Annotated in this window: 21 protein-coding genes; 9 read left to right on the top strand and 12 right to left on the bottom strand. The window is 65.0% G+C overall.

What is annotated here, in order from left to right; genetic code table 11:
- Positions 1-46: 46 nt before the first annotated feature.
- The 7 genes from LB568_RS04510 to LB568_RS04480 form a co-directional block, all read right to left on the bottom strand.
- Positions 47-748, bottom strand: coding sequence for an ABC transporter ATP-binding protein (locus LB568_RS04510; protein ID WP_224729315.1), 702 nt, complete (start codon positions 746-748; stop codon positions 47-49).
- A 2-nt stretch (positions 749-750) separates the two neighbouring features.
- A complete protein-coding gene (locus LB568_RS04505) occupies positions 751-1,455 on the bottom strand; it encodes an ATP-binding cassette domain-containing protein (protein ID WP_224729314.1) in 705 nt (234 codons plus the stop codon).
- Entirely contained in the window at positions 1,452-2,438 is a 987-nt protein-coding gene (locus LB568_RS04500; RefSeq protein ID WP_224729312.1) for a branched-chain amino acid ABC transporter permease, read from the bottom strand. Before LB568_RS04500 ends, LB568_RS04505 begins: the two co-directional genes overlap by 4 nt.
- Complete coding sequence (urtB, locus tag LB568_RS04495; protein WP_224729310.1) at positions 2,435-3,334, bottom strand: urea ABC transporter permease subunit UrtB; 900 nt, start codon at positions 3,332-3,334, stop codon at positions 2,435-2,437. Before urtB ends, LB568_RS04500 begins: the two co-directional genes overlap by 4 nt.
- On the bottom strand, positions 3,297-4,418 hold the full coding sequence (locus LB568_RS04490; protein WP_318013233.1) for a class II histone deacetylase: 1,122 nt from the start codon (positions 4,416-4,418) through the stop codon (positions 3,297-3,299). The genes urtB and LB568_RS04490 overlap by 38 nt, the downstream gene beginning before the upstream one ends.
- An 85-nt stretch (positions 4,419-4,503) precedes the next feature.
- The gene (locus tag LB568_RS04485; RefSeq protein ID WP_224729307.1) at positions 4,504-7,218 is read right to left on the bottom strand and encodes a LuxR C-terminal-related transcriptional regulator; all 2,715 of its coding nucleotides are present in this window, start codon (positions 7,216-7,218) and stop codon (positions 4,504-4,506) included.
- On the bottom strand, positions 7,215-7,862 hold the full coding sequence (locus LB568_RS04480; protein WP_224729305.1) for a GNAT family N-acetyltransferase: 648 nt from the start codon (positions 7,860-7,862) through the stop codon (positions 7,215-7,217). The genes LB568_RS04485 and LB568_RS04480 overlap by 4 nt, the downstream gene beginning before the upstream one ends.
- Before the next feature lie 176 nt (positions 7,863-8,038).
- Between LB568_RS04480 and LB568_RS04475 the strand changes: the two genes are divergently transcribed.
- Genes LB568_RS04475 through LB568_RS04460 form a run of 4 tightly spaced genes read left to right on the top strand, consistent with a single transcriptional unit; the run spans position 8,039 to position 12,379 of the window.
- A complete protein-coding gene (locus LB568_RS04475) occupies positions 8,039-9,340 on the top strand; it encodes an ArgE/DapE family deacylase (RefSeq protein ID WP_224729500.1) in 1,302 nt (433 codons plus the stop codon).
- The gene (locus LB568_RS04470) at positions 9,337-10,395 is read left to right on the top strand and encodes a phosphotransferase (protein ID WP_224729303.1); all 1,059 of its coding nucleotides are present in this window, start codon (positions 9,337-9,339) and stop codon (positions 10,393-10,395) included. Before LB568_RS04475 ends, LB568_RS04470 begins: the two co-directional genes overlap by 4 nt.
- Entirely contained in the window at positions 10,396-11,712 is a 1,317-nt protein-coding gene (locus LB568_RS04465) for an aspartate aminotransferase family protein (protein WP_224729302.1), read from the top strand.
- 10 nt (positions 11,713-11,722) lie between these two features.
- The gene (locus LB568_RS04460; protein WP_140572797.1) at positions 11,723-12,379 is read left to right on the top strand and encodes a GntR family transcriptional regulator; all 657 of its coding nucleotides are present in this window, start codon (positions 11,723-11,725) and stop codon (positions 12,377-12,379) included.
- A gap of 27 nt (positions 12,380-12,406) precedes the next feature.
- Here the strand turns inward: LB568_RS04460 and LB568_RS04455 are convergent, their stop codons facing one another.
- Genes LB568_RS04455 through LB568_RS04435 form a run of 5 tightly spaced genes read right to left on the bottom strand, consistent with a single transcriptional unit; the run spans position 12,407 to position 17,130 of the window.
- Positions 12,407-13,711 (bottom strand): NAD(P)/FAD-dependent oxidoreductase, encoded by a 1,305-nt coding sequence (locus tag LB568_RS04455; protein WP_224729301.1) that lies wholly within the window; start codon positions 13,709-13,711, stop codon positions 12,407-12,409.
- Positions 13,708-14,691 carry a branched-chain amino acid ABC transporter permease gene (locus LB568_RS04450; protein ID WP_224729499.1) on the bottom strand — a complete coding sequence of 328 codons (984 nt, stop codon included), beginning with the start codon at positions 14,689-14,691 and terminating at the stop codon, positions 13,708-13,710. Before LB568_RS04450 ends, LB568_RS04455 begins: the two co-directional genes overlap by 4 nt.
- A complete protein-coding gene (locus LB568_RS04445; protein WP_224729299.1) occupies positions 14,688-15,596 on the bottom strand; it encodes a branched-chain amino acid ABC transporter permease in 909 nt (302 codons plus the stop codon). Before LB568_RS04445 ends, LB568_RS04450 begins: the two co-directional genes overlap by 4 nt.
- Complete coding sequence (locus tag LB568_RS04440; protein ID WP_224729297.1) at positions 15,593-16,339, bottom strand: ABC transporter ATP-binding protein; 747 nt, start codon at positions 16,337-16,339, stop codon at positions 15,593-15,595. The genes LB568_RS04445 and LB568_RS04440 overlap by 4 nt, the downstream gene beginning before the upstream one ends.
- Positions 16,336-17,130, bottom strand: a complete 795-nt coding sequence (locus tag LB568_RS04435) for an ABC transporter ATP-binding protein (protein WP_224729295.1) — start codon at positions 17,128-17,130, stop codon at positions 16,336-16,338. Before LB568_RS04435 ends, LB568_RS04440 begins: the two co-directional genes overlap by 4 nt.
- Before the next feature lie 127 nt (positions 17,131-17,257).
- On the opposite strand from LB568_RS04435, the gene LB568_RS04430 reads away from it, so the two are divergent.
- Genes LB568_RS04430 through LB568_RS04410 form a run of 5 tightly spaced genes read left to right on the top strand, consistent with a single transcriptional unit; the run spans position 17,258 to position 20,303 of the window.
- Positions 17,258-17,989, top strand: a complete 732-nt coding sequence (locus LB568_RS04430; protein WP_013896907.1) for a GntR family transcriptional regulator — start codon at positions 17,258-17,260, stop codon at positions 17,987-17,989.
- Positions 17,986-18,468, top strand: a complete 483-nt coding sequence (locus LB568_RS04425) for a DUF3830 family protein (protein WP_224729293.1) — start codon at positions 17,986-17,988, stop codon at positions 18,466-18,468. The genes LB568_RS04430 and LB568_RS04425 overlap by 4 nt, the downstream gene beginning before the upstream one ends.
- Position 18,469: 1 nt before the next feature.
- Positions 18,470-18,823, top strand: a complete 354-nt coding sequence (locus tag LB568_RS04420) for a TIGR04076 family protein (protein WP_224729292.1) — start codon at positions 18,470-18,472, stop codon at positions 18,821-18,823.
- The gene (locus tag LB568_RS04415; protein ID WP_224729290.1) at positions 18,820-19,875 is read left to right on the top strand and encodes an aldo/keto reductase; all 1,056 of its coding nucleotides are present in this window, start codon (positions 18,820-18,822) and stop codon (positions 19,873-19,875) included. The genes LB568_RS04420 and LB568_RS04415 overlap by 4 nt, the downstream gene beginning before the upstream one ends.
- On the top strand, positions 19,872-20,303 hold the full coding sequence (locus LB568_RS04410) for a DUF4440 domain-containing protein (protein WP_224729288.1): 432 nt from the start codon (positions 19,872-19,874) through the stop codon (positions 20,301-20,303). Before LB568_RS04415 ends, LB568_RS04410 begins: the two co-directional genes overlap by 4 nt.
- The last annotated feature ends 54 nt before the right edge of the window (positions 20,304-20,357 follow it).

Genomic DNA, 20,357 nt, shown 5'->3' with positions numbered 1-20,357 from the left:
ACGCCTTGCAAAGCCAACAAATCTTGGGCGCGCATCAGGCGCGCCTTTACAGGGCCAACAAATCCTTCAGCAGGGTCTCGTCGGCGAACGCTTGCGGCGTGCCTTCGTGCACGATCCTGCCCTTTTCCATCACCAGGCAGCGGTCCGCCGCCTTCAGAACGAGATCGAGATTCTGCTCGACCAGCACGATCGCGATGCGGCGTTCGCGCGCGATGCGCGGCACCAGCTCGGCGATGGCTTGTACGATGTTCGGCTGTATGCCTTCCGAAGGTTCGTCGAGCAGCAGAACCGAGGGCAGGCCGCACAAAGCGCGGCCGATCGCCAGCATCTGCTGCTGTCCGCCCGAGAGTGTGCCGGCGACTTGTGTTTCACGCTCACGCAGGATCGGGAAATAGCCGAAGATGTCGTCGGGAATGCCGCCGTCGCCGCGATCCCTGGCGGCGCGTGTGCCGACCTCCAGGTTTTGCCGCACGGTCAGCTGGTTGAAGATGCCGCGGCCCTGCGGCACATGGGCGATGCCCGCCCGTGCCCGGCGGAAGGCCGGCGCGTTGGTGAGATCCTGGTCGCCGAGCACCACGGCGCCGCCGCTCGCCTTCAGGCCGCCGGCGATGACGCGCAGCAGCGTCGTCTTGCCGGCGCCGTTGCGGCCGAGCAGGCCGACGACTTCACCTGATGCCACGCTAAGATCGATGCCGTTCAGCACCGGGAGCAGCCCATAACCGGCCGAGACGGCAAGTGTCCGCAGCATGGTCAGCGCCTCCCCAGATAGACGTCGCGGACCATCTCGTCGGTCTCGATGTCGTGGAAAGGGCCGCTGCGCAGCCGGCGCCCCTGATGCAGCACCAGCGTTTCGCAGTTCAGCGCCCGAACGAAGCGGATGTCGTGTTCCACCGCGACGATCGAGAACTCGCCCTTGAGCCGCGCCAGCATCTCGGCTGTCGCCAAGGTTTCCTGCGGTGTCATGCCGGCGGTCGGTTCGTCGAGCAGCAGCAACCTTGGCTCGATCGCCAGCGCCATGCCGATCTCCAGCCATTGCTTCTGGCCATGCGCGAGTTCGCCGGCCAGCGTCGCGGCACGGTTGCCGAGCGCGACCAGTTCCAGCAGCTCACTGACCGGGCGAACCGGCGAGGGTACCCCCCACCGTGCCACCTTCAGATTGTCTTCGACCGACAGGCTCGGAAAGACCGACGGGATCTGAAACTTGCGGGCGATGCCGAGCCGGGCGATGCGGTGCAGCGGCAGGCCGGCAATGTCGTGACCGAGGAATCGCACGCTGCCGCTGGTCGGCCGAAGCGTGCCGGTCAGCACGTTGAGGAAGGTGCTCTTGCCGGCGCCGTTCGGGCCGATGATACAGCATAGTTCCTTGTCGCGTACGGTGAGGTTCAACCCTTCGAGCGCCTGCAGGCCGCCAAAGCGGATGCCGACATTTTCGGCCTGGAGCAGGACATCGCTCATTGTACGCGCCTCCGGCCCTCGAACAGGCTCTTCAGGCGCGCGTAAACCGACAGGATACCGTCCGGCAGGACGAAGACGATGATGACGAAGACGCAGCCGAGCAGCAGAGGCCACAGGCTCGGGTTGAAGCTGGAGATCGTCTGCTGCGCGCGCTGGATGAAGATGGCGCCCAGCACCGGACCCAGCAACGTGCCGCGCCCGCCGACGGCCACCCAGACGATGACTTCGGTCGACAGCAGCAAGCCGGAAAGATCGGGCGCCACCAGCCCAGCCATGCAGACATAGAGCGCACCGGCAAGCCCGGCGATTGCGGCGGACAGGACGAAGGTGACGAGCAGCCGCAGCGGTGCGTTGTGGCCGAGCGCTGCCGCCCGGACTTCATTGTCCTGGATAGCAGTCAGTACCGTGCCCCAGCGGCCGCGGCTGATCGACCACAACGCCAGCACCATCACCGCGACGATGGCCGAGACGAAGACATAGGAGGGCAGATCCTGGCTTAGATCGACATGCAGCCCGCCAACATCGAATTCGATCGGCGGGATGCCGATCAGGCCGCTGTCGCCGCCGGTGACAGAACTCCATGACACGGCGGCTTGCTGGCAGATGACGCCCATCGCCAGCGTGACGATGGTGAAGTAGCTGCCGCGGATGCCGCCGAAGAACAGGAAGTAGCCGATGATGGCGGCGACGAAGGCTGCCCCTGCCACCGCGCCTATGATGCCGAGCAGGCTGCCGAAGGCGATGGCGTCGTTGAGCGTGATCAGCGCCATGATGTAGCCGCCGATGCCGAAGAAGGCGGCGTGGCCAAAGCACAAGATGCCGGTGCGGCCCCAGAAGAAGTCGAGGCTCGCCGCGAACAGACCGAAGATCAGCGCGTCGCGGATCACCGTCAGCTGATAGCCGTCGGCGAAGAGCGGATAGAGAATCGCGAGTACCACACAGACGGCGAAGATCAGCAGCCAGTTGCGATCGCGGGCGATCATCGCGAGGCTCCGTTGAACAGGCCGTTGGGCCGCAGCCGCACGGCGACGATGGCCGCCAGCAGCACGATCGCCTGCGCCAGGGATGGCGAGATCTGGTAGTTGAGGATGCTGGTCAGCCCGCCGACGAAGACGCTGCCGGCGACGAGGCCGCCTATCGAGCCGACGCCGCCGACGATGACCACAAAGAACGCGTTGGCGAGATAGTTCACGCCCATCTGCGGCAGCACGATCGCCAGCGGTGCGACCAATCCGCCGGCGAGCCCGGCGATGGCCGCGCCGAAGGTAAAGGCGATGGCGTAGGTGCGCCGCGTGTTGATGCCGACGCCCTCGGCCATCTCCCGGTTCTGGATGACAGTGCGGATGTCGAGCCCGAAGGACGTCCGGCTGATCAGCAGGATGACACCGAGCAAGGTCAGCATGGCGATGGCGATGAGGATCAGCCGGTAGGCCGGATAGACGGTGAAGAACAGGTCGAGCGTGCCCTCGATCGGTGGCGTCACCGGCTTGGCGCCGAGACCGAAGGTCAGTTCCAGGCCTTGTTGCAGGATCAGGCTGACGCCCCACGTGGCAAGCACGGTCGAGACCGGCCGCGAATAGAGATGGCGGATGATGGCGAATTCCAGGATGCAGCCGACCACCGCGCCGGCAACGGGCGCGGCGGCGAGCCCCAACCAGAAGGAACCACCGATGCTCTGGACGAAATAGACCGCGAAGGCTCCGACGGTGACGAACTCGCCATGCGCCAGATTGGTCACGTTCATCAGGCCGAAGCTGATCGCCAGTCCGAGCCCGACCAGCATCAGGATGCTGATCAGCGTCAACGCGTTGAGGAGGGTGGTGATCAGGAAATCCATCGCGTCAGGCAGCACTAGCGAGGCGTTGACGCAGGCCGGCAAGCAGGCTCTCGGCGGCGTCGATCACTGCAGCCTGGTGCGGCTGCAATTCCTGCCCGGCCCATTCGTCGATATGGTCCGACAGCGGATCGACCACTTCGGTCCGGTGATTGGCCAACGTCTCGATGACGGCGTGACCGCAGAACGGCACATAGCCCTCGGAATAACCGCCTTCATGGGTCATCATCAGGCGTCCGTCCGACGTCTCGGCGGCCAGGGCGACCATGCGCGCGGCAAGGCGCCGGAAGCATTCGCTGTTGAGCATCATGCGGCCGAGCGGATCGAATCCCGAGGCATCGAAACCGGAAGCGACGATCACGAGGTCAGGCTTGAAGGCGCGTAGCGCCGGGGCGACGACGCGGTCGAAGCTCGCCTCATAGGCGCCCGTGCCGCTGCCGGCGGGCAGGGGGATGTTGATGTTATAGCCTTCGCCGGCGCCCTTGCCATTGTCGGCCAGCGCGCCGCGCCCGGTCGGGTACAGATTGTCCTGATGCAGGGAAATGGTGAGTACCGACGGATCGGAATAGAACACTGTCTCGGTGCCGTTGCCGTGATGAACGTCCCAGTCGACTATCGCCGCGCGACCGAGCAGGCCCTCATGCTGCAGCCGGCGCACCGACACGCCGATGTTGGAAAACAGGCAGTTGCCCATCGCCTGGTCGGGCTCGGCATGGTGCCCCGGCGGCCGCGCCAGCGCATAGGCATTGTCGACGCGGCCGGTCAGCACCGCGCGCATCGCCGCATAGGTGGTGCCGGCGGACAGGAGCGCGATGTCGAAACTGTTGAGGCCGATCGGCGCTTGCGGGCCGGCGAAACCGGAACCGCGCTCGCTGAGCATCCTGATGTCGTCGACATGGCGCTGCGTGTGCACGCGCAGCAGATCCTCGATTGTCACCGGCTCGGCGAGGATCGGCACCAGATGGCGTGCCAAGCCGCTGACCTGGATCAGGTTGTTCAGTCGGCGCTTCGATCCAGGCGATTCCAAGTGCCGGCCGGGCTCCACGAAACGGCCGGGTGGCATCATGTCGGCGCTGGAGCCGGTGTCATGCCACATCAGCTGTTCGTGAAAAACGTAACCTGTCGCCATAGGCAATCGTCCTCTAGGAGCAGGACGACGCTAGCAGGCTAACGATCCCATGGCCCGACCCCAAAGAGGGGGCTGCAGCAGATGTTCATGCCCCTCCTTTCGGAGGGGGGCGGAGGTCCGCGGCCGCCTGCGCCGCGCGCACCGCCTGCACGCGGTTCGATACCGAGAGCTTGCCGAAAATGTTCTTCAAATGCCATTTCACCGTCGTCTCGCTCACCGATAGCGCACCCGCGATATCGCGGTTGGACATGCCTTCCGAGAGGCAGCGCAGCAGTTCGGTCTCGCGCTGGGTGAGCTGTTCTTTGTCGGCCGTCGGTGCTGCCGGCTTGCGTGTCGCCACGGGCATCGTCTGTGCCGCGTCGATGATGCGCGTTGCATAGGCCGACAGGGCAGGGTCGGTCTTTGCCTGCACGGCGCGCAGCCGCATCAACCCTTCCACAACAGGCCTGCCCTCGTCGACGAAGGAGCGGATGAAGCCGGAGGGCTGTGCAAGGCGCAGCGCTTCGAGGAGGTGACGGTCGGTCTCGCGCTGGTCATTGACGGTGGTCTTGGCGCGCAGGATCAGCGCCAGGATGTGGCGGCGCATGCGTCCGCTATTTTTCGTTCGCTCCAGCAACGCGTCGAAAGTCGCCGCCGCCGCTGCGTGGGATTTCTCCGCGGTAAGCAGCCGGCCCTCGGCGAAGAATTCGAATTCGTTGGCGACAGTTGGCTCGGTTTCAGCGCTTTCGCGGCGATGTTCACTCAGCAGTGCGCGGGCCTCGACGATACGGTTCTGGTCGAGCAACAGCCGGATACGGTCATGCACCAATACCGAAGCGAGGCGGCGATAGACGGAGCCGCGCACACGCTGGTAGACGCGCTCCAGCATGTCGAGCGCTGCGTCTGCGCGACCGGTCAACTGCAGCACGCGGGCATAGGTCGGCACGCTGGCAAGGGGATAGACGATGACCGCGGCGCCTTCGATCAGCGGTCCGAGATTCTCGACCAGCGTCAGTGCCTCGCCGGAGGCGTTGGTCTCGTAGGCGAGTTCGGCGAGCAGCGTTCCGGCAAGGGCCTCGGCATAGGAGTTGGCGCCGATCCGCGTCCTGGCCTCGATGATCGTGTTGCGCAGCAGCCGTTCGGCGGCGGGCAGGCGGCCGGCCGAGCGCTCGATCACTGCCATGTAGCAATTGGCGATGGTGACGCCGAGCAGGCTGCCGCTTCGCTCATGCGCCTTGCGCGCGGCGTCCGCCGCCGCACGCGCGCCCTCGAGATCGCCCAGTGCGTAGAGATTATAGCCGATGACATTGGCCGTCGCGCCTTCCATGAACCAGGCATCGGGCGCGATGACGCGCAGGGCGGCCAAGGCTGTGTCGCGTGCGTCCTCGAACCGTTCCAGCGTGCTGTGCACGGCGGCATCCAGGACGGCGATTTCGGCCTCGATCGTGGTGCCGGTCAGTGTGCCCGGATCCTTGCCGTCCGTCGGCCCGGTCTCGATCAGCTTGCGCGCATTGGCGAGTGTCTGCTGGGCAATCTCGGGCTGGCTTGAGTGCACCGCCAGCCACAACACGACGAGTTGCAGCCGGATGCGCTGGTCGACCAGTTTTCTCGGCAGCAACGCCAGCAATTGGCGCACATAAAGCAGCTGGCACTGCGCGATGAGCTCGAGCGCATTGTTCTCGATGAACACCGCCGCGCGGGCCTGGTCGCCAGCGGCAAGCGCATGCCCGATCGCCTCGGTCAGCATCTTGCGTTCGCCGAACCATTCGGCGGCGGCCAGGTGCAGCGGGGCGATCATCTCAGGCGCGCGCCGTTCCATTTCACGAATGAGAAAGTCGCGGAACAGGTGATGGTAGCGGAACCAGCGCCGTTCGTCGTCGAGCGGCACGAGAAAGAGATTGCGGGTCTCGATCTCGGCGATATCGGCCTCGGCGTCCGCCACGCGCAAGACTGCCCGGCAGGCCTCGGCGCTGAAGCGCTGGAAGATCGAACTGTGGAGCAGAAACTTCGCCAGGGCCGGCGGCAGCCCGAGGAAGACTTCGCCCATCAGGAAGTCGGCGACGTTGCGGTTGGCGCCGGTGAAATTGCCGATGACGGTTTCGGGCGCATGCGCGGCACTGAGCGACAGCGAGGCGAGTTGCAGGCCGGCGGCCCAACCTTCGGTCCGCGAGCACAAGGCCTCGACGGTACCGCTGCTGACGCTCAGGCCCAGCTTGTCGTTGAAGAAGGCTTCGGCTTCGGACGAGACGAAGCGCAAATCGTCCGGGCCGATTTCGAAAACGTCGCCAAGCACCCTGAGTTTGCCGAGCTGCAGGTCGGGCAGGTTGCGCGAACCGATGACGAACGCGACGTTGGCGGGCGCCTGCCGTGTCAGGCGTTCCATGAAACGCTTCACCGCCTCCGTTTCGATGACATGGTAGTCGTCGAAGAACAGCGTGATCTCGGCGTCGCGCGCCGCAAAACCCGCGACAAGTGCAGAGAGCACCACCTCGAGCTGCGGGATCGGGCTCGACTGGAAGGCGAGGTCGAGCTCGGCCGGGCTCTGGACGAGGTGGCGCAGCGCCCCCACCAGATGCGACAGGAAGGCGCCTTCGTCATTGTCAGTCGCCTCGCAGGACAGCCATGCGGTCAACCGACCGTGGCGTGCGAGTTCCGCGGCCCATTGCGCCATCGTTGTCGACTTGCCGAAACCGGCGGGCGCGGCGAACAGCACGATGCGCATGCCGACATGCCGCTCCAGCCTTGACAGGATGCTCTCGCGCCGCACCCACCGGCGATGATGCGGAGATGCCTGGCTGGCGGATTGCGGAGGCGGTCTCATCTTGCGCCAGGCACCCATTCCGTTTCGATCAACGGGATTTGCGGGGCCGCTTCGCGCGGCAGGGTTCCCTTGATCCGCGGATCGTCGGTGATTTCGAAACCGGCCGCATAGGGCTCGAACCCGCAAGCGCGATAGAAACCGATGACGCTGTGATGGTCGAAACTGCTGGTGTGCAGCCAGATGCGGCCGGGGGCGAGGCGCCATGCCTGATCGAGTGCGCCGGCCATCAGCCGCTTGCCGAAGCCTCGGCCGGTCAAGGAGGGGAACAGGCCGAAATAGGTGATCTCGATCTCGTCATCGTCGCCCACGCGGAATTCGACCATGCCGACATGGCCGCCGCGTTCATCATGGCCGTAATAGAGATGATGGCGTGGGTCGGCGAATTGCGCGGCGATTTCGGCATCCGACATTTCAGCGGCCCGATCCCAGAGCCAGGGAGCCCCGATTTCCAGGAAGATCGCGCGGTAGGAGGCGCAGTCGGGCTTGGTGACCCGGGTCATGGCCAGCGGTTGGGCAAGTCCCGGCACCGGCGCGCGCGCCTCCATCCACGTCACCGCATTGATGATCCTGCCGGCCGGCACGCGCCGGTAACCGCCCGACAGGTCGGTGACTTCATCCGGCAATGTGCCTTCGGTGACCAGCATCTGTCCTCGATCTTTGGCCGCGCGGCTTTGCCGGCATGCGCTAAGCTGATGCCAATTCTGCGCTCGCCTGCCAAGTGTTTCGGAATGTGGGTCATAAGTTTGCCCCACCTGTCTCTTGCATTTGCAGGAGACAGCATATGAGATATGATACACCATTCAGATGAAAGCGGAATATGATGCTTGAGCGGATTGCGGACGAGGCCGTTCTGGGCGCGGTCGACGATGGCTTCGCGCGGCAGGTCGCGTTTCTGCAGGATCTCGTGCGCTTTCCTTCGCAGCGAGGCGAGGAGCACGCCGCGCAATCCTTCATGGCGGCCGCCTATGAGGCCGATGGCTACGAGGTCGACATGTGGCGCGTCGATGTCGATGCTATTCGCGACCTGCCGGGTTTTTCGCCTGTGGCGGTGTCCTACGACGACGCCTTCAATGTCGTTGCCACCCACACGCCGAAAAACGCGACCGGCCGCTCGTTGATCCTCAACGGCCATATCGACGTGGTGCCGACAGGACCGCTCGACCGCTGGGTGCGCGATCCCTACGATCCGGCGATCGAGGATGGCTGGATGCATGGTCGTGGCGCCGGCGACATGAAAGCCGGCCTGTCGGCCTGCCTCTACGCATTGGCCGCATTGCGCAGCCTCGGCTACCAGCCGGCCGCGAAATTATACCTGCAGTCGGTGGTCGAGGAGGAATGCACCGGCAATGGCGCGCTCGCCTGCCTGCAGCGCGGCTACCGCGCCGATGCCGCTTTCATACCCGAGCCGCTGGAACCTCGATTGATGCGGGCGCAGGTCGGACCGATCTGGTTCAGGGTCGAGGTCGACGGCGATCCGCAGCATGCGTCGGGGGCCTTTTCCGCTGGCGCCAACGCAATCGAAAAGGCCTTCGTCATCATTCAGGCGCTGAAGCGGCTCGAAATCGTCTGGAATGCGCGCAAGGTCGATGATCCGCATTTCTGCGATCACCCGCATCCGATCCGCTTCAATCTCGGCAAGATCGAAGGCGGCGAGTGGACGTCGAGCGTCCCGGCGCGCTGCGTCTTCGAGATGCGGGTCGCGACCTATCCCGGCCAGAAGCTTGAGGACGCCAGGGCCGAACTCGAGGCCTGCATCGCCGATGCGGCCCGCGCCGATCCGTTCCTCGCCAATCGCCCACCCAGGATGACCTACAACGGCTTCATGGCCGAAGGCTATGTGTTGGAAGGCGCCGACGAGATGGAAGCCGTGCTACGCCGCAGCCATAGCGCCGTGTGGGGCGAGCCGCTGACCGAGCATGTGACCTCGGCGACCACGGACGCTCGCTTCTTCGGCCTCTATGCCGACACGCCGGCGATCGTCTACGGCCCGATCTGCCGCATGCCGCATGGCTATGACGAGGCCGTCGATCTCGACTCGGTGCGCAAAGTTACCCAGACGATTGCCTTGTTCATCGCCGACTGGTGCGGTCTTGAGCCGATTGATCCGAAGGTGAGATCATGAACGCGGCCGTACCCGATGCATTCGGCGAAACGCTCGCCGAGGATGCGCCGGACGTTTCCACCGCAGACGCGCTTGCCATCTTGCGCCGGCACTATGGTCTCACCGGCAGCGCGCGTCCGTTGCCCGGCGAACGCGATCACAATTTCCACATCCAGACCGACGGCGAGGGCGAGTTCGTTCTGAAAATCTCCCATCCGGCGGAAGAGGCCGGCTTCACTGATTTCCAGAACAAGGCGCTCGACCATATCATTGCGGTCGATCCGACCTTGCCGGTTCCCTCGGTGCGCAAAAGCCTCGAGGGCGAAGCGCAATTTGCGATCAGCGTCGGCGGATCCGCGCCGCGCATCATGCGGCTGGTCACCTATCTGCCCGGCCAATTGCTTTCGCGCTCACCGACCTCAGCGGCACAGGATCGCAATCTCGGCATCTTCCTCGCCCGTCTTGGCCGCGCACTGCGCGGTTTCTTCCATCCGGCGGCCGGCAGCGACCTGCTGTGGGATATCCGCAAGGTCGCCAAGACGCGGCCGATGCTGGCGCATATCCCCGATGCGGGCCACCGGGCCATGGTCGAACGCGTCATCGACGCCTTCGAGGAGCATGCGGCGCCGGTCATTCCGAGCCTGCGTGCGCAGATCGTCCATAACGACATGAATTCCTACAATGTGGTGATGGATGCTTCTCGCCCGGAGGTGGTGAGCGGCATTCTCGATTTCGGCGACATGATCCATTCACCGCTGATCTGCGATCTCGCCATCGGCGCCGTCTACCGCTGGCCGTCGGAAGGTCACCCGCTAGCGCCCGCGGCGCGCTTCGTCGCCGGCTATCAATCGGTGCAGCCGCTGGAAACCGAAGAGATCGGCATTCTTTTCGATCTGATCCGTGCGCGCCTTGCGCTGATTGCCAACATCGCCAGCTGGCAGGCGGAACGATTCCCGGCCAAGCGCGACTATGTGCTGCGCCTCATCACCGAGGTCTGGGCGTCGCTCGAACGGCTGGACGGGCTGTCGTCCGCGGATGCCCGCCGCTATTTCCTCGACCATTCCAATCCGGAGTAGATGCTCGTGTCCCAGTCCTTGCCCGCCAATGCCTCTGCCGATGCCGGCGCTTCGGCGCAAGAGCGCGCGTTGCTCGAACGCCGCGCCAGATTGCTTGGCCCGACCTACCGCGCCTTCTACCGCAACCCGATCCATCTGGTGCGCGGCAGCGGCGTCTGGCTCTACGATGCGCAGGGCCGCAAATTCCTCGATGCCTACAACAATGTCGCCTCGATTGGACACTGCCATCCACGCGTCGTCGAGGCGCTGTCGGGGCAGGCCGCCACGCTCAACACCCACACGCGCTATCTCAGCGAGATCATCCTCGACTACGCTGAAAAACTGCTCGGCATGCTTCCGGCCCATCTTGGTCACGCCATGTTCACCTGCACCGGCAGCGAGGCCAACGATCTCGCCATCCGCATTGCCCAGCATTCCAGCGGCGGCACCGGCGTCATCATCACTGACTTCGCCTATCACGGCGCCACGATCGCCACCGCGCAGCTCTCGCCTGCGGCTGTCGGGGCAAAGGGCGTGCCCGCGCAGCATCGGACCGTGGCGGCGCCGGACACGTTTCGCGACCGTGGCCGCGCCGCGCGCGACTTCGCCAGAAATGTCGCCGCCGCCATCGAGGACATGCGTGCGCAAAACATCCGTCCGGCGGCGTTGCTTCTCGACTCGGCCTTTTCCAGCGACGGCATCTTCTTTCCCGACGCGGCGGCGATGCGCGAGGCGGCCGATCACGTCAGGAGGGCCGGCTGCATCGTCATTGCCGATGAGGTCCAGTCGGGCTTCGGCCGGCTCGGCCAGGGCATGTGGGGCTTCGCCAATTACGGCATCGAGCCCGATATCGTCACCATGGGCAAGCCGATCGGCGACGGGCATCCGATGGGCGCGGTGATCGTGCGGCCACAGCTTGTCGCCTCCTTCGGTTCGAACACCGGTTACTTCAACACGTTCGGCGGCAATCCGGTGGCGGCCGCCGTCGGTATCGCCGTGCTCGACGTGATCGAAGGCGAGGGGCTGATCGAGAACGCGCGCAATGTCGGCGCCTATACCGGGGAGCTGCTTCGCGCGCTGCAGAGCCGGCACGGCATGGTCGCCGACGTCAGGCACAACGGCCTTTATTTCGGCGTCGAACTGACGGCGGAGGGCGACGAGACGCTGGCCGCCACCAAGACAGCGGCGGTGGTCGAAGCCATGCGCGAGGACGGCGTGCTGATCTCGTCCTGCGGCCCGCGCGGCAATGTGCTGAAGATCAGGCCGCCTTTGCCATTTGCCAGGGACAATGCCGAGCAACTGGCAGAGACGCTCGATCGCGCCTTGTCGCAATGGTGAGCGGCCGCGCATGCTGAAGCTCGAACATCAAACCCTGAACGATCGCGCCTATGGCGCGCTCAAGCAGGAGTTGATTTCAGGCGGTTTCAGCCCGGGCCAGACGCTGGTCATCCGCAAGCTGGCCGAAACCTTCGGCATCTCGACGACGCCGATCCGTGAGGCGCTGCAAAGGCTGGTCGCCGAGCGGCTGCTCGAGATGCAGAACAACCGCTCGATCATCGTGCCCTTGCTGTCGGCACCCGCCTTCGAGGAGCTGACGCGCATCCGCATCGCCGTCGAAGGGCTGGCGGGTGAGATGGCCGCGTCGCGGATCAGCGAAAGCGGCTTGATCGACGTACAGGCTACGCTCGCTGGCATGCAGCGGGCCATCGATGCCGGAGATGCCAGGGTTTATCTCTCGTTGAACGAGGCCTTTCATTTCGCCGTTTACCAGCATGCCGGCGCGCCGATCCTGTTGAACATGATCCGGGACCTCTGGGGTCGGGTCGGGCCCTATCTGAAGCTGCTGATGCAGGCCGACCGTTACATTCCCCAATCGAACTACGCCCATCGCAGTATTGTTGGCGCGTTGGAGCAGCGCAATGGCCCTGCTGTCAGGGCCGCGCTTGAACAGGACATCGCGGCGGCGGCCGCGGTTCTCTCCGAAAATCTGCGCACGGCCGACTGATCCGCGCGGCCAGGCACGGTCGACGACCTATCCCATCTCGTCCATCCGGTCGCGCAGCATGCTCCAGCCCAGCAGCATGTTGGGCGCATGCCGCAGCACGGCATGGAACGGGATCGGTGCCGGCAGCGCAAACGGCAGCGGCAGGTCACGCGCATCGGCGCCGGCCGCCCAGTCGGCCAGCACCTTGCCCATCGCCGTCGTCATGGCAATGCCGCGCCCGTTGCAGGCGCGGCCGGCGATCAGGCCCGGCCCAAGGTCCAGGAGATGCGGCAGGAAATCCGGTTCGACGGCAGCCATTCCCGACCAGCCATAGGCAAGCGGCGGCAGGTCCGGCAGGTCGAGATGCCTGGCGAGCCGTCGCCAGATTGTCTGTGGCACGCGCGTGTCGGCGCCGGCGCTCAAGATGTGCATGCCGCCGCTGATCAGCCGGTTGTCGGCGTCGAAGCGGAAGGTGAAGAGATTGCGCCTGGTGTCGCCGACGCCCTGTCCTCCCGGCAGCAGAAATGTGCGGATTCCGTGCGGCAGGGGCTCGGTCGCGATCTGAAAAACCTTCAGCGGAAAATAGGTTCGCTGCAACAGCGGATTGAGCGCCGCGCCATAGGCATTGGTGGCAATCAGCACCTTGCCGGCGCGCACCGATCCCGACGGCGTTTTCAGTGCCCAGCCATCGATCACGCGATCGATCGTGGTGACCGGTGTTCGTTCGAAAATCCTCGCTCCGGACTTCTGCGCCGCATCGGCCAGGCCGCGCGCATAGGCGACAGGGTTGAGCACGCCACCCGAACGATCCATCCAGCCACCGAGATAGCCGCGCACGCCCGTCAGCGCCTCGACATCCTGACGGTCCAAGGTAACCGCGGGCCTGCCGCGCCGCGCCCATTGTTCGGCGCGGGACTTGACCTTTTCCAGCGCCGCAGTCGAATGCGCCGGCTGGATCCAGCCGCTCTGCACGGCGTCGCAGTCGATGCCATGTTGCCTGATCAGGCCGAACACCAGATCGGCACTGCCGGCGGCAAAATTGATCAGTCTGTTGCCTCGCTCGGGGCCGAGATGGGCAAGGATGTTTTCCGGATCCATCTTGGCGAAGTTCGGCACGACGAAGCCGGCATTCCTGCCGGTCGCGCCCCAGGCGATGAATTCGGATTCGAGAATGGCGACCGAGAGTCCTTTCCCGGCGGCGTGCAGCGCGGTCGAAAGACCCGAAAAGCCGCCGCCGACAATGGCGAGGTCGACAACGAGCTCGCCTTGCAGCGCTGGCCGCTGGCGATGGTTTCGGCTGACGGCGTGCCAGAGCGAAACGCCTTGCGCCTCCTGCCGGGCCACCGCGTTCATGATCCTGAACTGCTCTTGGCCGCGGCCGCTTTCGCTCGCTTGCCGAAGCGCAGCCGCCGTGGCCTGTCGCCGAGCAATCCGTTCGGCCGGATCAGCAAGATCACGCAGAGCATGACGCCGATGGCGGCGATCTGCAGCGAGGCCGCGCGCGCCTGCTGCTCGGGCGGGAACAGCACGCTGGTGAGCGTGCCGGATCCAGCCCATATCCCCCACACCAGGATGCTGCCGATGACCGCGCCGAGATTGCTGCCGGAGCCGCCGACGATCAGCATTACCCAGACCTGGAAGGTGAGGATCGGCAGGTAGTTGTCCGGCGCGATGAAGCCGGTGAAATGCGCCTGCAGCGCCCCGGCCAGCGCCATGATGGCGCCGCCGACCGCAAAGGCCTGGACACGATAGAAGCGCGCGCTCTTGCCGAGCGATATCGCCGCTCGCTCGTCCTCGCGCAGCGCCTTCAGCACGCGTCCCCACGGGCTGCGCGACAGGTGCTCCAAGGCGAGATAGGCGATCAGTGTCACTGCCGCGACCACGGCAAGGTTGGACAGGTTGAACAGCAGCGGTGTTTCGGCAAGGCTGCCGAAAGGGCGCGGGATGAAGCCGATGCCGAACGGACCGCCGGTCAGCTTCTGTGCATTGAGCGCGACCAGTTGCACGACCACGGCGACGCCGAATGTGGTGATGGCGAGATAATCCGATCGAAGGCGCAGCGTGGCCATGCCGGTCAGCGCCGCGGCAATGCCGCCGACGACCATGGCACCCGCCCAGCCAACCAGGATCGGCAGGCCGAAGCCACCCAGCCGCGCGGCATCGTGCGGCGTGGTCAGCAGTGCCGATGTGTAGGCGCCGATGGCGACGAAGCCGGCGAGACCGACATTGAACAAGCCGGTCAGCCCCCATTGCAGGTTGAGCCCCAGCGTGATCAGCGAAAAGATCAGCGCGGTGGTCAGGAAGAAGGCGCCGTAGCCGACGAGGTCCATCAGCGTTCCCTCACACCGAAAAGGCCGATCGGCCGTACGAACAGCACCGCCATCAGGATGACGAATGAGACCGCGGCGCGCCATTCCGCGCCGACCAGCTGCACCGCGCCGGCTTCGGCGAGCCCGATGATCAGCCCGCCGAGCACCGCGCCCGGGATGCTGCCTATGCCGCCGAGAATTGCGGCTGCAAACATCGGCAGCAGCATGTCGAAGCCCATGAACGGGCGGATCTGCACCAGAATGCCGATCATCACGCCGGCGACGCAGGCGAGCGCCCCGCCGATGATCCAGGTGACGCGCACGACGCTGGCGACGTCGATGCCGACGATGCGGGCAAGCGCTGCGTTCTGGCTCAGCGCCTGCATGGCGCGGCCGGTCTGCGTGCGCGTCATCAACAGATGCACGCCGAGCACGAGCACTGCCGTCAGCAAAAGTAGCGCGATCTGATCGGGCGTGATGCGAATGCCGAAGCCGACCGGCATGGCGATCTGGATCGCCCGGCTGAAATAGGTCGGCCGCGAGGTGAAAGTGAATTCGAGCAAGCTTCTAAGCGCCATCGAGGCGCCGAAGCTTGCCATCACCACGATGATCGCCTGGCCTTGCGAGCGCAGCCGTGCGAACAGCACCTTGTCGAGCAGCAGCGCCAGCAGCGCGGTGAACGCCATGCCGACAATCAGCGCGACGATCAGCGGCCAGCCGAAGGACAGCGGCGCAATCGGCGCCACCTTGCCGAACATCGCGCCGATGGCGCTGACCACGGCCAGCGTCGCATAGGTGCCCCAGGCCATGAAATCGCCATGGGCGAAGTTCGAGAAGCGCAGGATCGAATAGGTCAGCGTCACGCCGATGGCGCCCAGGCCGATCATTGAACCGGTCAGCAATCCGTCGACGACAAATTGCAGGCTCATGCCGCGCCTCCTCCGGACTTGAGCGGACGTTGGCCGAGATAGAGTTCGGCCACCACCGGATCGTTCCACAGCTCGGAGGCGACACCCTCGTGCCGGTCCCTGCCTTCGACCAGCACATAGGCGCGGTCGCCGATGGCAAGCGCTGCCTTGGCGTTCTGCTCGACCAAAAGGATGGTGACGCCGGATTTGCGGATGCCGGCCAGCATCTCGAACACCATCGAGACGAATTTCGGCGACAGGCCGGCCGACGGCTCGTCCAGCACCAGCACCTTGGGGTGGACGATCAGCGCCCGCGCGACGGCGAGCATCTGCCGCTGCCCGCCCGAGAGGTTGCCGGCGGCGGTCCTGCGCTGGCGGACGAGGTCGGGAAAGGCTGCATACATTTCCTCGATGCGGGCAGGGATTTCGCGCCGTTCGAGGATGCCGCAGGCAACCTTGAGATTGTCCTCGACTGACATTAGTGGAAAGATGTTTTCGGTCTGCGGCACGAAAGCCAGGCCAAGCCGAACCATGGTGTGGGCGGGTGCCGCGGTGATGTCCTTGCCGTCGAGGAAAACCGAGCCGCCGGTGATCGGCACGAGGCCGGCGATCGCCTTGATGAAGCTCGATTTGCCGGCGCCGTTGGGGCCGAGCACGACAACGATCTCGCCCTTGCCGACGGTGATCGAGGCGCCGCGCACGATCGGCACGCCTGGTTCATAACCGGCTTCGAGATAACGGACATCGAGGACCGCTTCGCTCATGCCGTGCCTCCGAGATAGGCCTCGATGACACGCGGGTCGCGGGCGATTTCTTCCGCCGTGCCTTCGCTGAGCAACTGGCCGCTCGCCATGACCAGGACGCGGTGGCAGAGCCGCGTCACCATGTCGATGTTGTGTTCGATCAAGAGGAAGGTGATGCCGCGCTTGTTGATGTCGCGAATGCGATCGATGATGACTTCGAGCAATGTCGCATTGACGCCGGCCGCCGGCTCGTCGAGCAGAATGATCGCCGGGTCGGCCATCATGACCCGGGCAAGTTCCAGCAACTTGCGCTGGCCGCCGGAAAGCACGCGCGCCGGCTCCCGCGCGAGGTGGGTGAGGGTGACGAGCTCCAGGAGGTCGAGCGCCTTCGCCCTGGCTGCTCTCTCCTGCGCAGCAACCCGCCATGGCGTGACGAAATTGGCGAGCAGCTTCTCGCCGGCCTGGCCCTGGGCCGCCAGCATGATGTTTTCGATCAGCGTCAGATTGGGCAGCGGGCGCGGGATCTGGAAGGTGCGGCCAAGGCCACGGCCGATACGCAGATGAGCGGCTTCGCCCGAGACGCTGGCGCCGTTGAGAAGGATCTCGCCGCTGGTCGGCAATAGACTGCCGGCGAGCAGGTCGAACATCGTAGTCTTGCCGGCGCCATTCGGTCCGATCAGGCCGAGGATTTCTCCCGATCTGACATCAAACGAGACATCGTTGACGGCAACGAGGCCGCCGAACCGCCTGACGACATTCCTTGCCATCAGAACCGGCGTACGGTGCCTTTGCCGTTCCGCTGCCTCGCTCATCGAACCCTCTGGCCGAAGACGATCTTTGCCGTCTCCTGATTATTGATTTGTGATCACACTTGCGTTGATCACGCTATTCGGCTTTAATTTCGTCCGCAAGCCGAAAACCGGCCAAGATCGGAATTCCATGCAAAAGGCTGCCATCGAAAAGAACAACGAGGCGATCGCTGCCCAGCTTGCGCCGGTCGGCCGCGAAACCGTCCAGGATCGCGTCTATTCGGAACTGCGTCGCGCCCTGATCGGTGGCCTGTTCGAGCCGAGCCAGGTGCTGACCATACGTGGGCTGGCCGATGCGCTGGTCACCTCGACCATGCCGGTGCGCGAGGCGCTCGGGAGGCTGATCACGGAAAAGGCGCTGGAGGCATTGCCCAACCGTTCGGTGCGCGTGCCGCCGATCACGCTGGAGCGCATCGATGATCTGTTGCGGGCCCGCATCCTGATCGAGGGCGAGGCGATCGCGCTCGCCGCCGCCCGCATGGGTCCGCGCCAGATCGCCGCCATCGAGACCATTCTGGCCGAATGGGACGAGATGCGGGCGCTGAAACACAAGAAGGACGTCGATCGCGAGGTGACGCTCAACCAGAGTTTTCATTTCGAGATCTATCGCTGCTGCGGCTCGGCGGTGCTGATCCCGATGATCGAGAGCCTGTGGCTGCAATCGGGGCCATGCATCCGTGTCGCCATCTATGCCTTCTCGGAAGCCGGCGAGGTCGACACCGCCCAGTATCACCGCCGCATCGTCACGGCGCTGGCCACGCAGGATGCACAGGCAGCGCGCGAGTCTCTGGTCGCCGACATCAGCCGGCCCTTCACCTTCCTGCGCAGCAAATTGCAAACCGCCGGGAAAGACCAGACATGACTTCCATCAGGATCACCGAGCCACGCTCGAAGCTTTCCGTGACGGCGCTACTGCTGCCTGAAAGGGCGCCGGAAAACGCTACCTTTCTCATGGCCTATCTCGCTGCACCACGCGTCGTTCCCGGCATCCATGCCATGTGGACGGGACCCGAGATTTCTTGTCCGGTTCCATCGGCCGATCTCGATGGCCAGTCCTATGACAGACCCTTGCCGGCCGAGAACGCGACGCTGACGCCTCAGCCAGGCGACATCGTGCTGTCCTACGTGCCGCCACGCATGTGGGGCGGCAATCCCAATGCGATCTTCGATATCGGTCTCTACTACGGGCCGGGCGCGCGCCTGCTGTTCCCGGTCGGCTGGCTCGCCGGCAGTGTGGTGGCACAGGTGCGAGCCGAGGAGCGCGACCAGTTCGCCGCCGCCTGTGGCGTCATACGGCGCAATGGCGCCTGCGATATCACCTTCAGCCTGGTGGAGGCCTGACATGGCCGACGACAGTTTCGAGCTCTTCGATCTTCGCGTCGAAGCGGTCGTCCCCGAGGGCAAGCCGATCTATTGCGGCGCCAAGGCCGGCGACTATTTCGAGCTCAAGGGCGAGATGCTGTCGATGCCGGCCGGGCAGGGTTTTTCGATCTATTCACTCGCCGCCGTGCTGCCTCTGCTGGCGGCAAAGCAGCGCCCGACCGACCGGAATGACTGGATGACATCGGATGCCGAAATCGCCTGTCCCGATCCCAATTGCGCCAGCCGGCTGCGGATCGTCAGGCTGGCCAAGCGGCGGTTCAGCCATGCCGCAACCACGGCCGTGCCGCTGCCGAAGGAGAATGACCCGACATGACCGCCAAGACCTTCGAACTCGGGCCCGGCTACACCATTTCGCGCGTCATCCGCGGCGGCTGGCAGTTGGCCGGCGGGCACGGCGCCATCGACCGCAGCCAAGCAATTGCCGACCTGATCGCCACCTTCGATGCCGGCATCTGGACCTATGATTGCGCCGACATCTACACCGGCGTCGAGGAGTTGATCGGCGCCGCGCGCTTGCGGCTGGCCAGCGAGCGCGGCCTGGACGTTGCGGCGAGAATGAAGGTGCACACCAAGCTGGTGCCCGACCTCGAGCGGCTGGCCGGCATCAGCCGCGACTACATCAGGGGCATCGTCGACCAGTCGCTGCGGCGGTTGAAGACCGAACGGCTCGATCTCGTTCAGTTCCACTGGTGGGACTATGGCCAGCCTCGCTATGTCGAGGCGATGGGCTGGCTCGACGAGCTCCGGCGCGAAGGCAAGGTGCGCAATCTCGGCATCACCAATTTCGATACGCCGCGGCTGGCCGAAATCCTCGCCGCCTGCATCCCGCTGGTCAGCCAGCAACTGCAATATTCGGTTCTCGACCAGCGGCCTGCGAACAGCCTCGCTGGCCTCGCCGCGAAGAACGGCGTCAGCTTCCTCTGCTATGGTTCGGTGGCCGGTGGCTTCCTCAGCGATAAATGGCTTGGCGCCGCCGAGCCAGCCACCCCGCTCGAAAACCGATCCCTGGTCAAATACAAGCTGATCATCGACGACTTTGGCGGCTGGGACCTGTTTCAGCAGCTGCTTGCGGCACTGAAAGCCGTCGGCGACCGCCACGGCGTCGACATTGCCACCATCGCCAGCGCCTGGGTGCTGCAGCAGCCGCAAGTGGCGGCCGTGATCGTCGGAGCCCGCAACCAGGCGCATGCGCTGGCCAATGCCAAAATCATGGATGTCGCGCTTGACGCCGAGGATCGGGCACGGATTGCTGCCATCATCGCGCAAAGCCCTGGCGTCGAGGGCGATGTCTACGCGCTGGAGCGCGACCGCCACGGCCGCCACGGCTCGATCATGCACTACAATCTCAATGCAGGCCGGGCATGAGCGCAATCAACCAGACGCTGTTTTCCAGGGCCAGCGCCGAGGTGATCGATTTGCATCGCTTCTTCGTCGACTGGTTCGTCGCCGCCCGCGCCGACACGGTGGACTTCGCCCGCTTCGAACGCGTCATGGGCGACGGCCTCAGCATGGTCACGCCGGATGGCAAGGTGCTCGATCGCGCCGCGGTGGTCGATCATGTCCGCTCCAGCCGCGCCATTTGCGACGACGGCTTTGCCATCTCGATCGAGGACATCCGGCCCGGCTGGCATGACGCGGACACGATCGTCGTCTTCTACGTCGAGGCGCAGCTGCGCGCGGGCAAGCACAGCCGCCGTCAGTCGAGTGCCGTCTTCACCACCAGTTCATCGGCGCCCAACGGTGTCGAATGGCGACATCTGCATGAAACCTGGCTGCAGATGCCGGAAAGCTGAACAGGCTCCAGAGATCAAAGACAGCCAAGTAACTGAACAAGTAACTCAAGGGGA

The organism is Mesorhizobium sp. B263B2A (assembly GCF_020165775.1).
Classification (GTDB): Bacteria; Pseudomonadota; Alphaproteobacteria; order Rhizobiales; family Rhizobiaceae; genus Mesorhizobium; species Mesorhizobium opportunistum.
The sequence above is the reverse complement of the archived record's forward strand: the minus strand, read 5'-3'. Positions and strand labels throughout refer to the sequence as shown.

What these genes read in the sequence shown, in the direction of transcription:
- LB568_RS04425 (WP_224729293.1), top strand. Translation starts at nt 17,986, where the DNA reads ATGACTTCCATCAGGATCACCGAGCCACGCTCGAAGCTTTCCGTGACG.
- LB568_RS04440 (WP_224729297.1), bottom strand. Translation starts at nt 16,339, where the DNA reads ATGAGCGAAGCGGTCCTCGATGTCCGTTATCTCGAAGCCGGTTATGAA.
- LB568_RS04510 (WP_224729315.1), bottom strand. Translation starts at nt 748, where the DNA reads ATGCTGCGGACACTTGCCGTCTCGGCCGGTTATGGGCTGCTCCCGGTG.
- LB568_RS04485 (WP_224729307.1), bottom strand. Translation starts at nt 7,218, where the DNA reads ATGAGACCGCCTCCGCAATCCGCCAGCCAGGCATCTCCGCATCATCGC.
- LB568_RS04420 (WP_224729292.1), top strand. Translation starts at nt 18,470, where the DNA reads ATGGCCGACGACAGTTTCGAGCTCTTCGATCTTCGCGTCGAAGCGGTC.
- LB568_RS04460 (WP_140572797.1), top strand. Translation starts at nt 11,723, where the DNA reads ATGCTGAAGCTCGAACATCAAACCCTGAACGATCGCGCCTATGGCGCG.
- LB568_RS04480 (WP_224729305.1), bottom strand. Translation starts at nt 7,862, where the DNA reads ATGCTGGTCACCGAAGGCACATTGCCGGATGAAGTCACCGACCTGTCG.
- LB568_RS04470 (WP_224729303.1), top strand. Translation starts at nt 9,337, where the DNA reads ATGAACGCGGCCGTACCCGATGCATTCGGCGAAACGCTCGCCGAGGAT.
- LB568_RS04455 (WP_224729301.1), bottom strand. Translation starts at nt 13,711, where the DNA reads ATGAACGCGGTGGCCCGGCAGGAGGCGCAAGGCGTTTCGCTCTGGCAC.
- LB568_RS04435 (WP_224729295.1), bottom strand. Translation starts at nt 17,130, where the DNA reads ATGAGCGAGGCAGCGGAACGGCAAAGGCACCGTACGCCGGTTCTGATG.
- LB568_RS04410 (WP_224729288.1), top strand. Translation starts at nt 19,872, where the DNA reads ATGAGCGCAATCAACCAGACGCTGTTTTCCAGGGCCAGCGCCGAGGTG.
- LB568_RS04445 (WP_224729299.1), bottom strand. Translation starts at nt 15,596, where the DNA reads ATGAGCCTGCAATTTGTCGTCGACGGATTGCTGACCGGTTCAATGATC.
- LB568_RS04475 (WP_224729500.1), top strand. Translation starts at nt 8,039, where the DNA reads ATGCTTGAGCGGATTGCGGACGAGGCCGTTCTGGGCGCGGTCGACGAT.
- LB568_RS04430 (WP_013896907.1), top strand. Translation starts at nt 17,258, where the DNA reads ATGCAAAAGGCTGCCATCGAAAAGAACAACGAGGCGATCGCTGCCCAG.
- LB568_RS04490 (WP_318013233.1), bottom strand. Translation starts at nt 4,418, where the DNA reads ATGGCGACAGGTTACGTTTTTCACGAACAGCTGATGTGGCATGACACC.
- LB568_RS04465 (WP_224729302.1), top strand. Translation starts at nt 10,396, where the DNA reads ATGCTCGTGTCCCAGTCCTTGCCCGCCAATGCCTCTGCCGATGCCGGC.
- LB568_RS04505 (WP_224729314.1), bottom strand. Translation starts at nt 1,455, where the DNA reads ATGAGCGATGTCCTGCTCCAGGCCGAAAATGTCGGCATCCGCTTTGGC.
- LB568_RS04415 (WP_224729290.1), top strand. Translation starts at nt 18,820, where the DNA reads ATGACCGCCAAGACCTTCGAACTCGGGCCCGGCTACACCATTTCGCGC.
- LB568_RS04500 (WP_224729312.1), bottom strand. Translation starts at nt 2,438, where the DNA reads ATGATCGCCCGCGATCGCAACTGGCTGCTGATCTTCGCCGTCTGTGTG.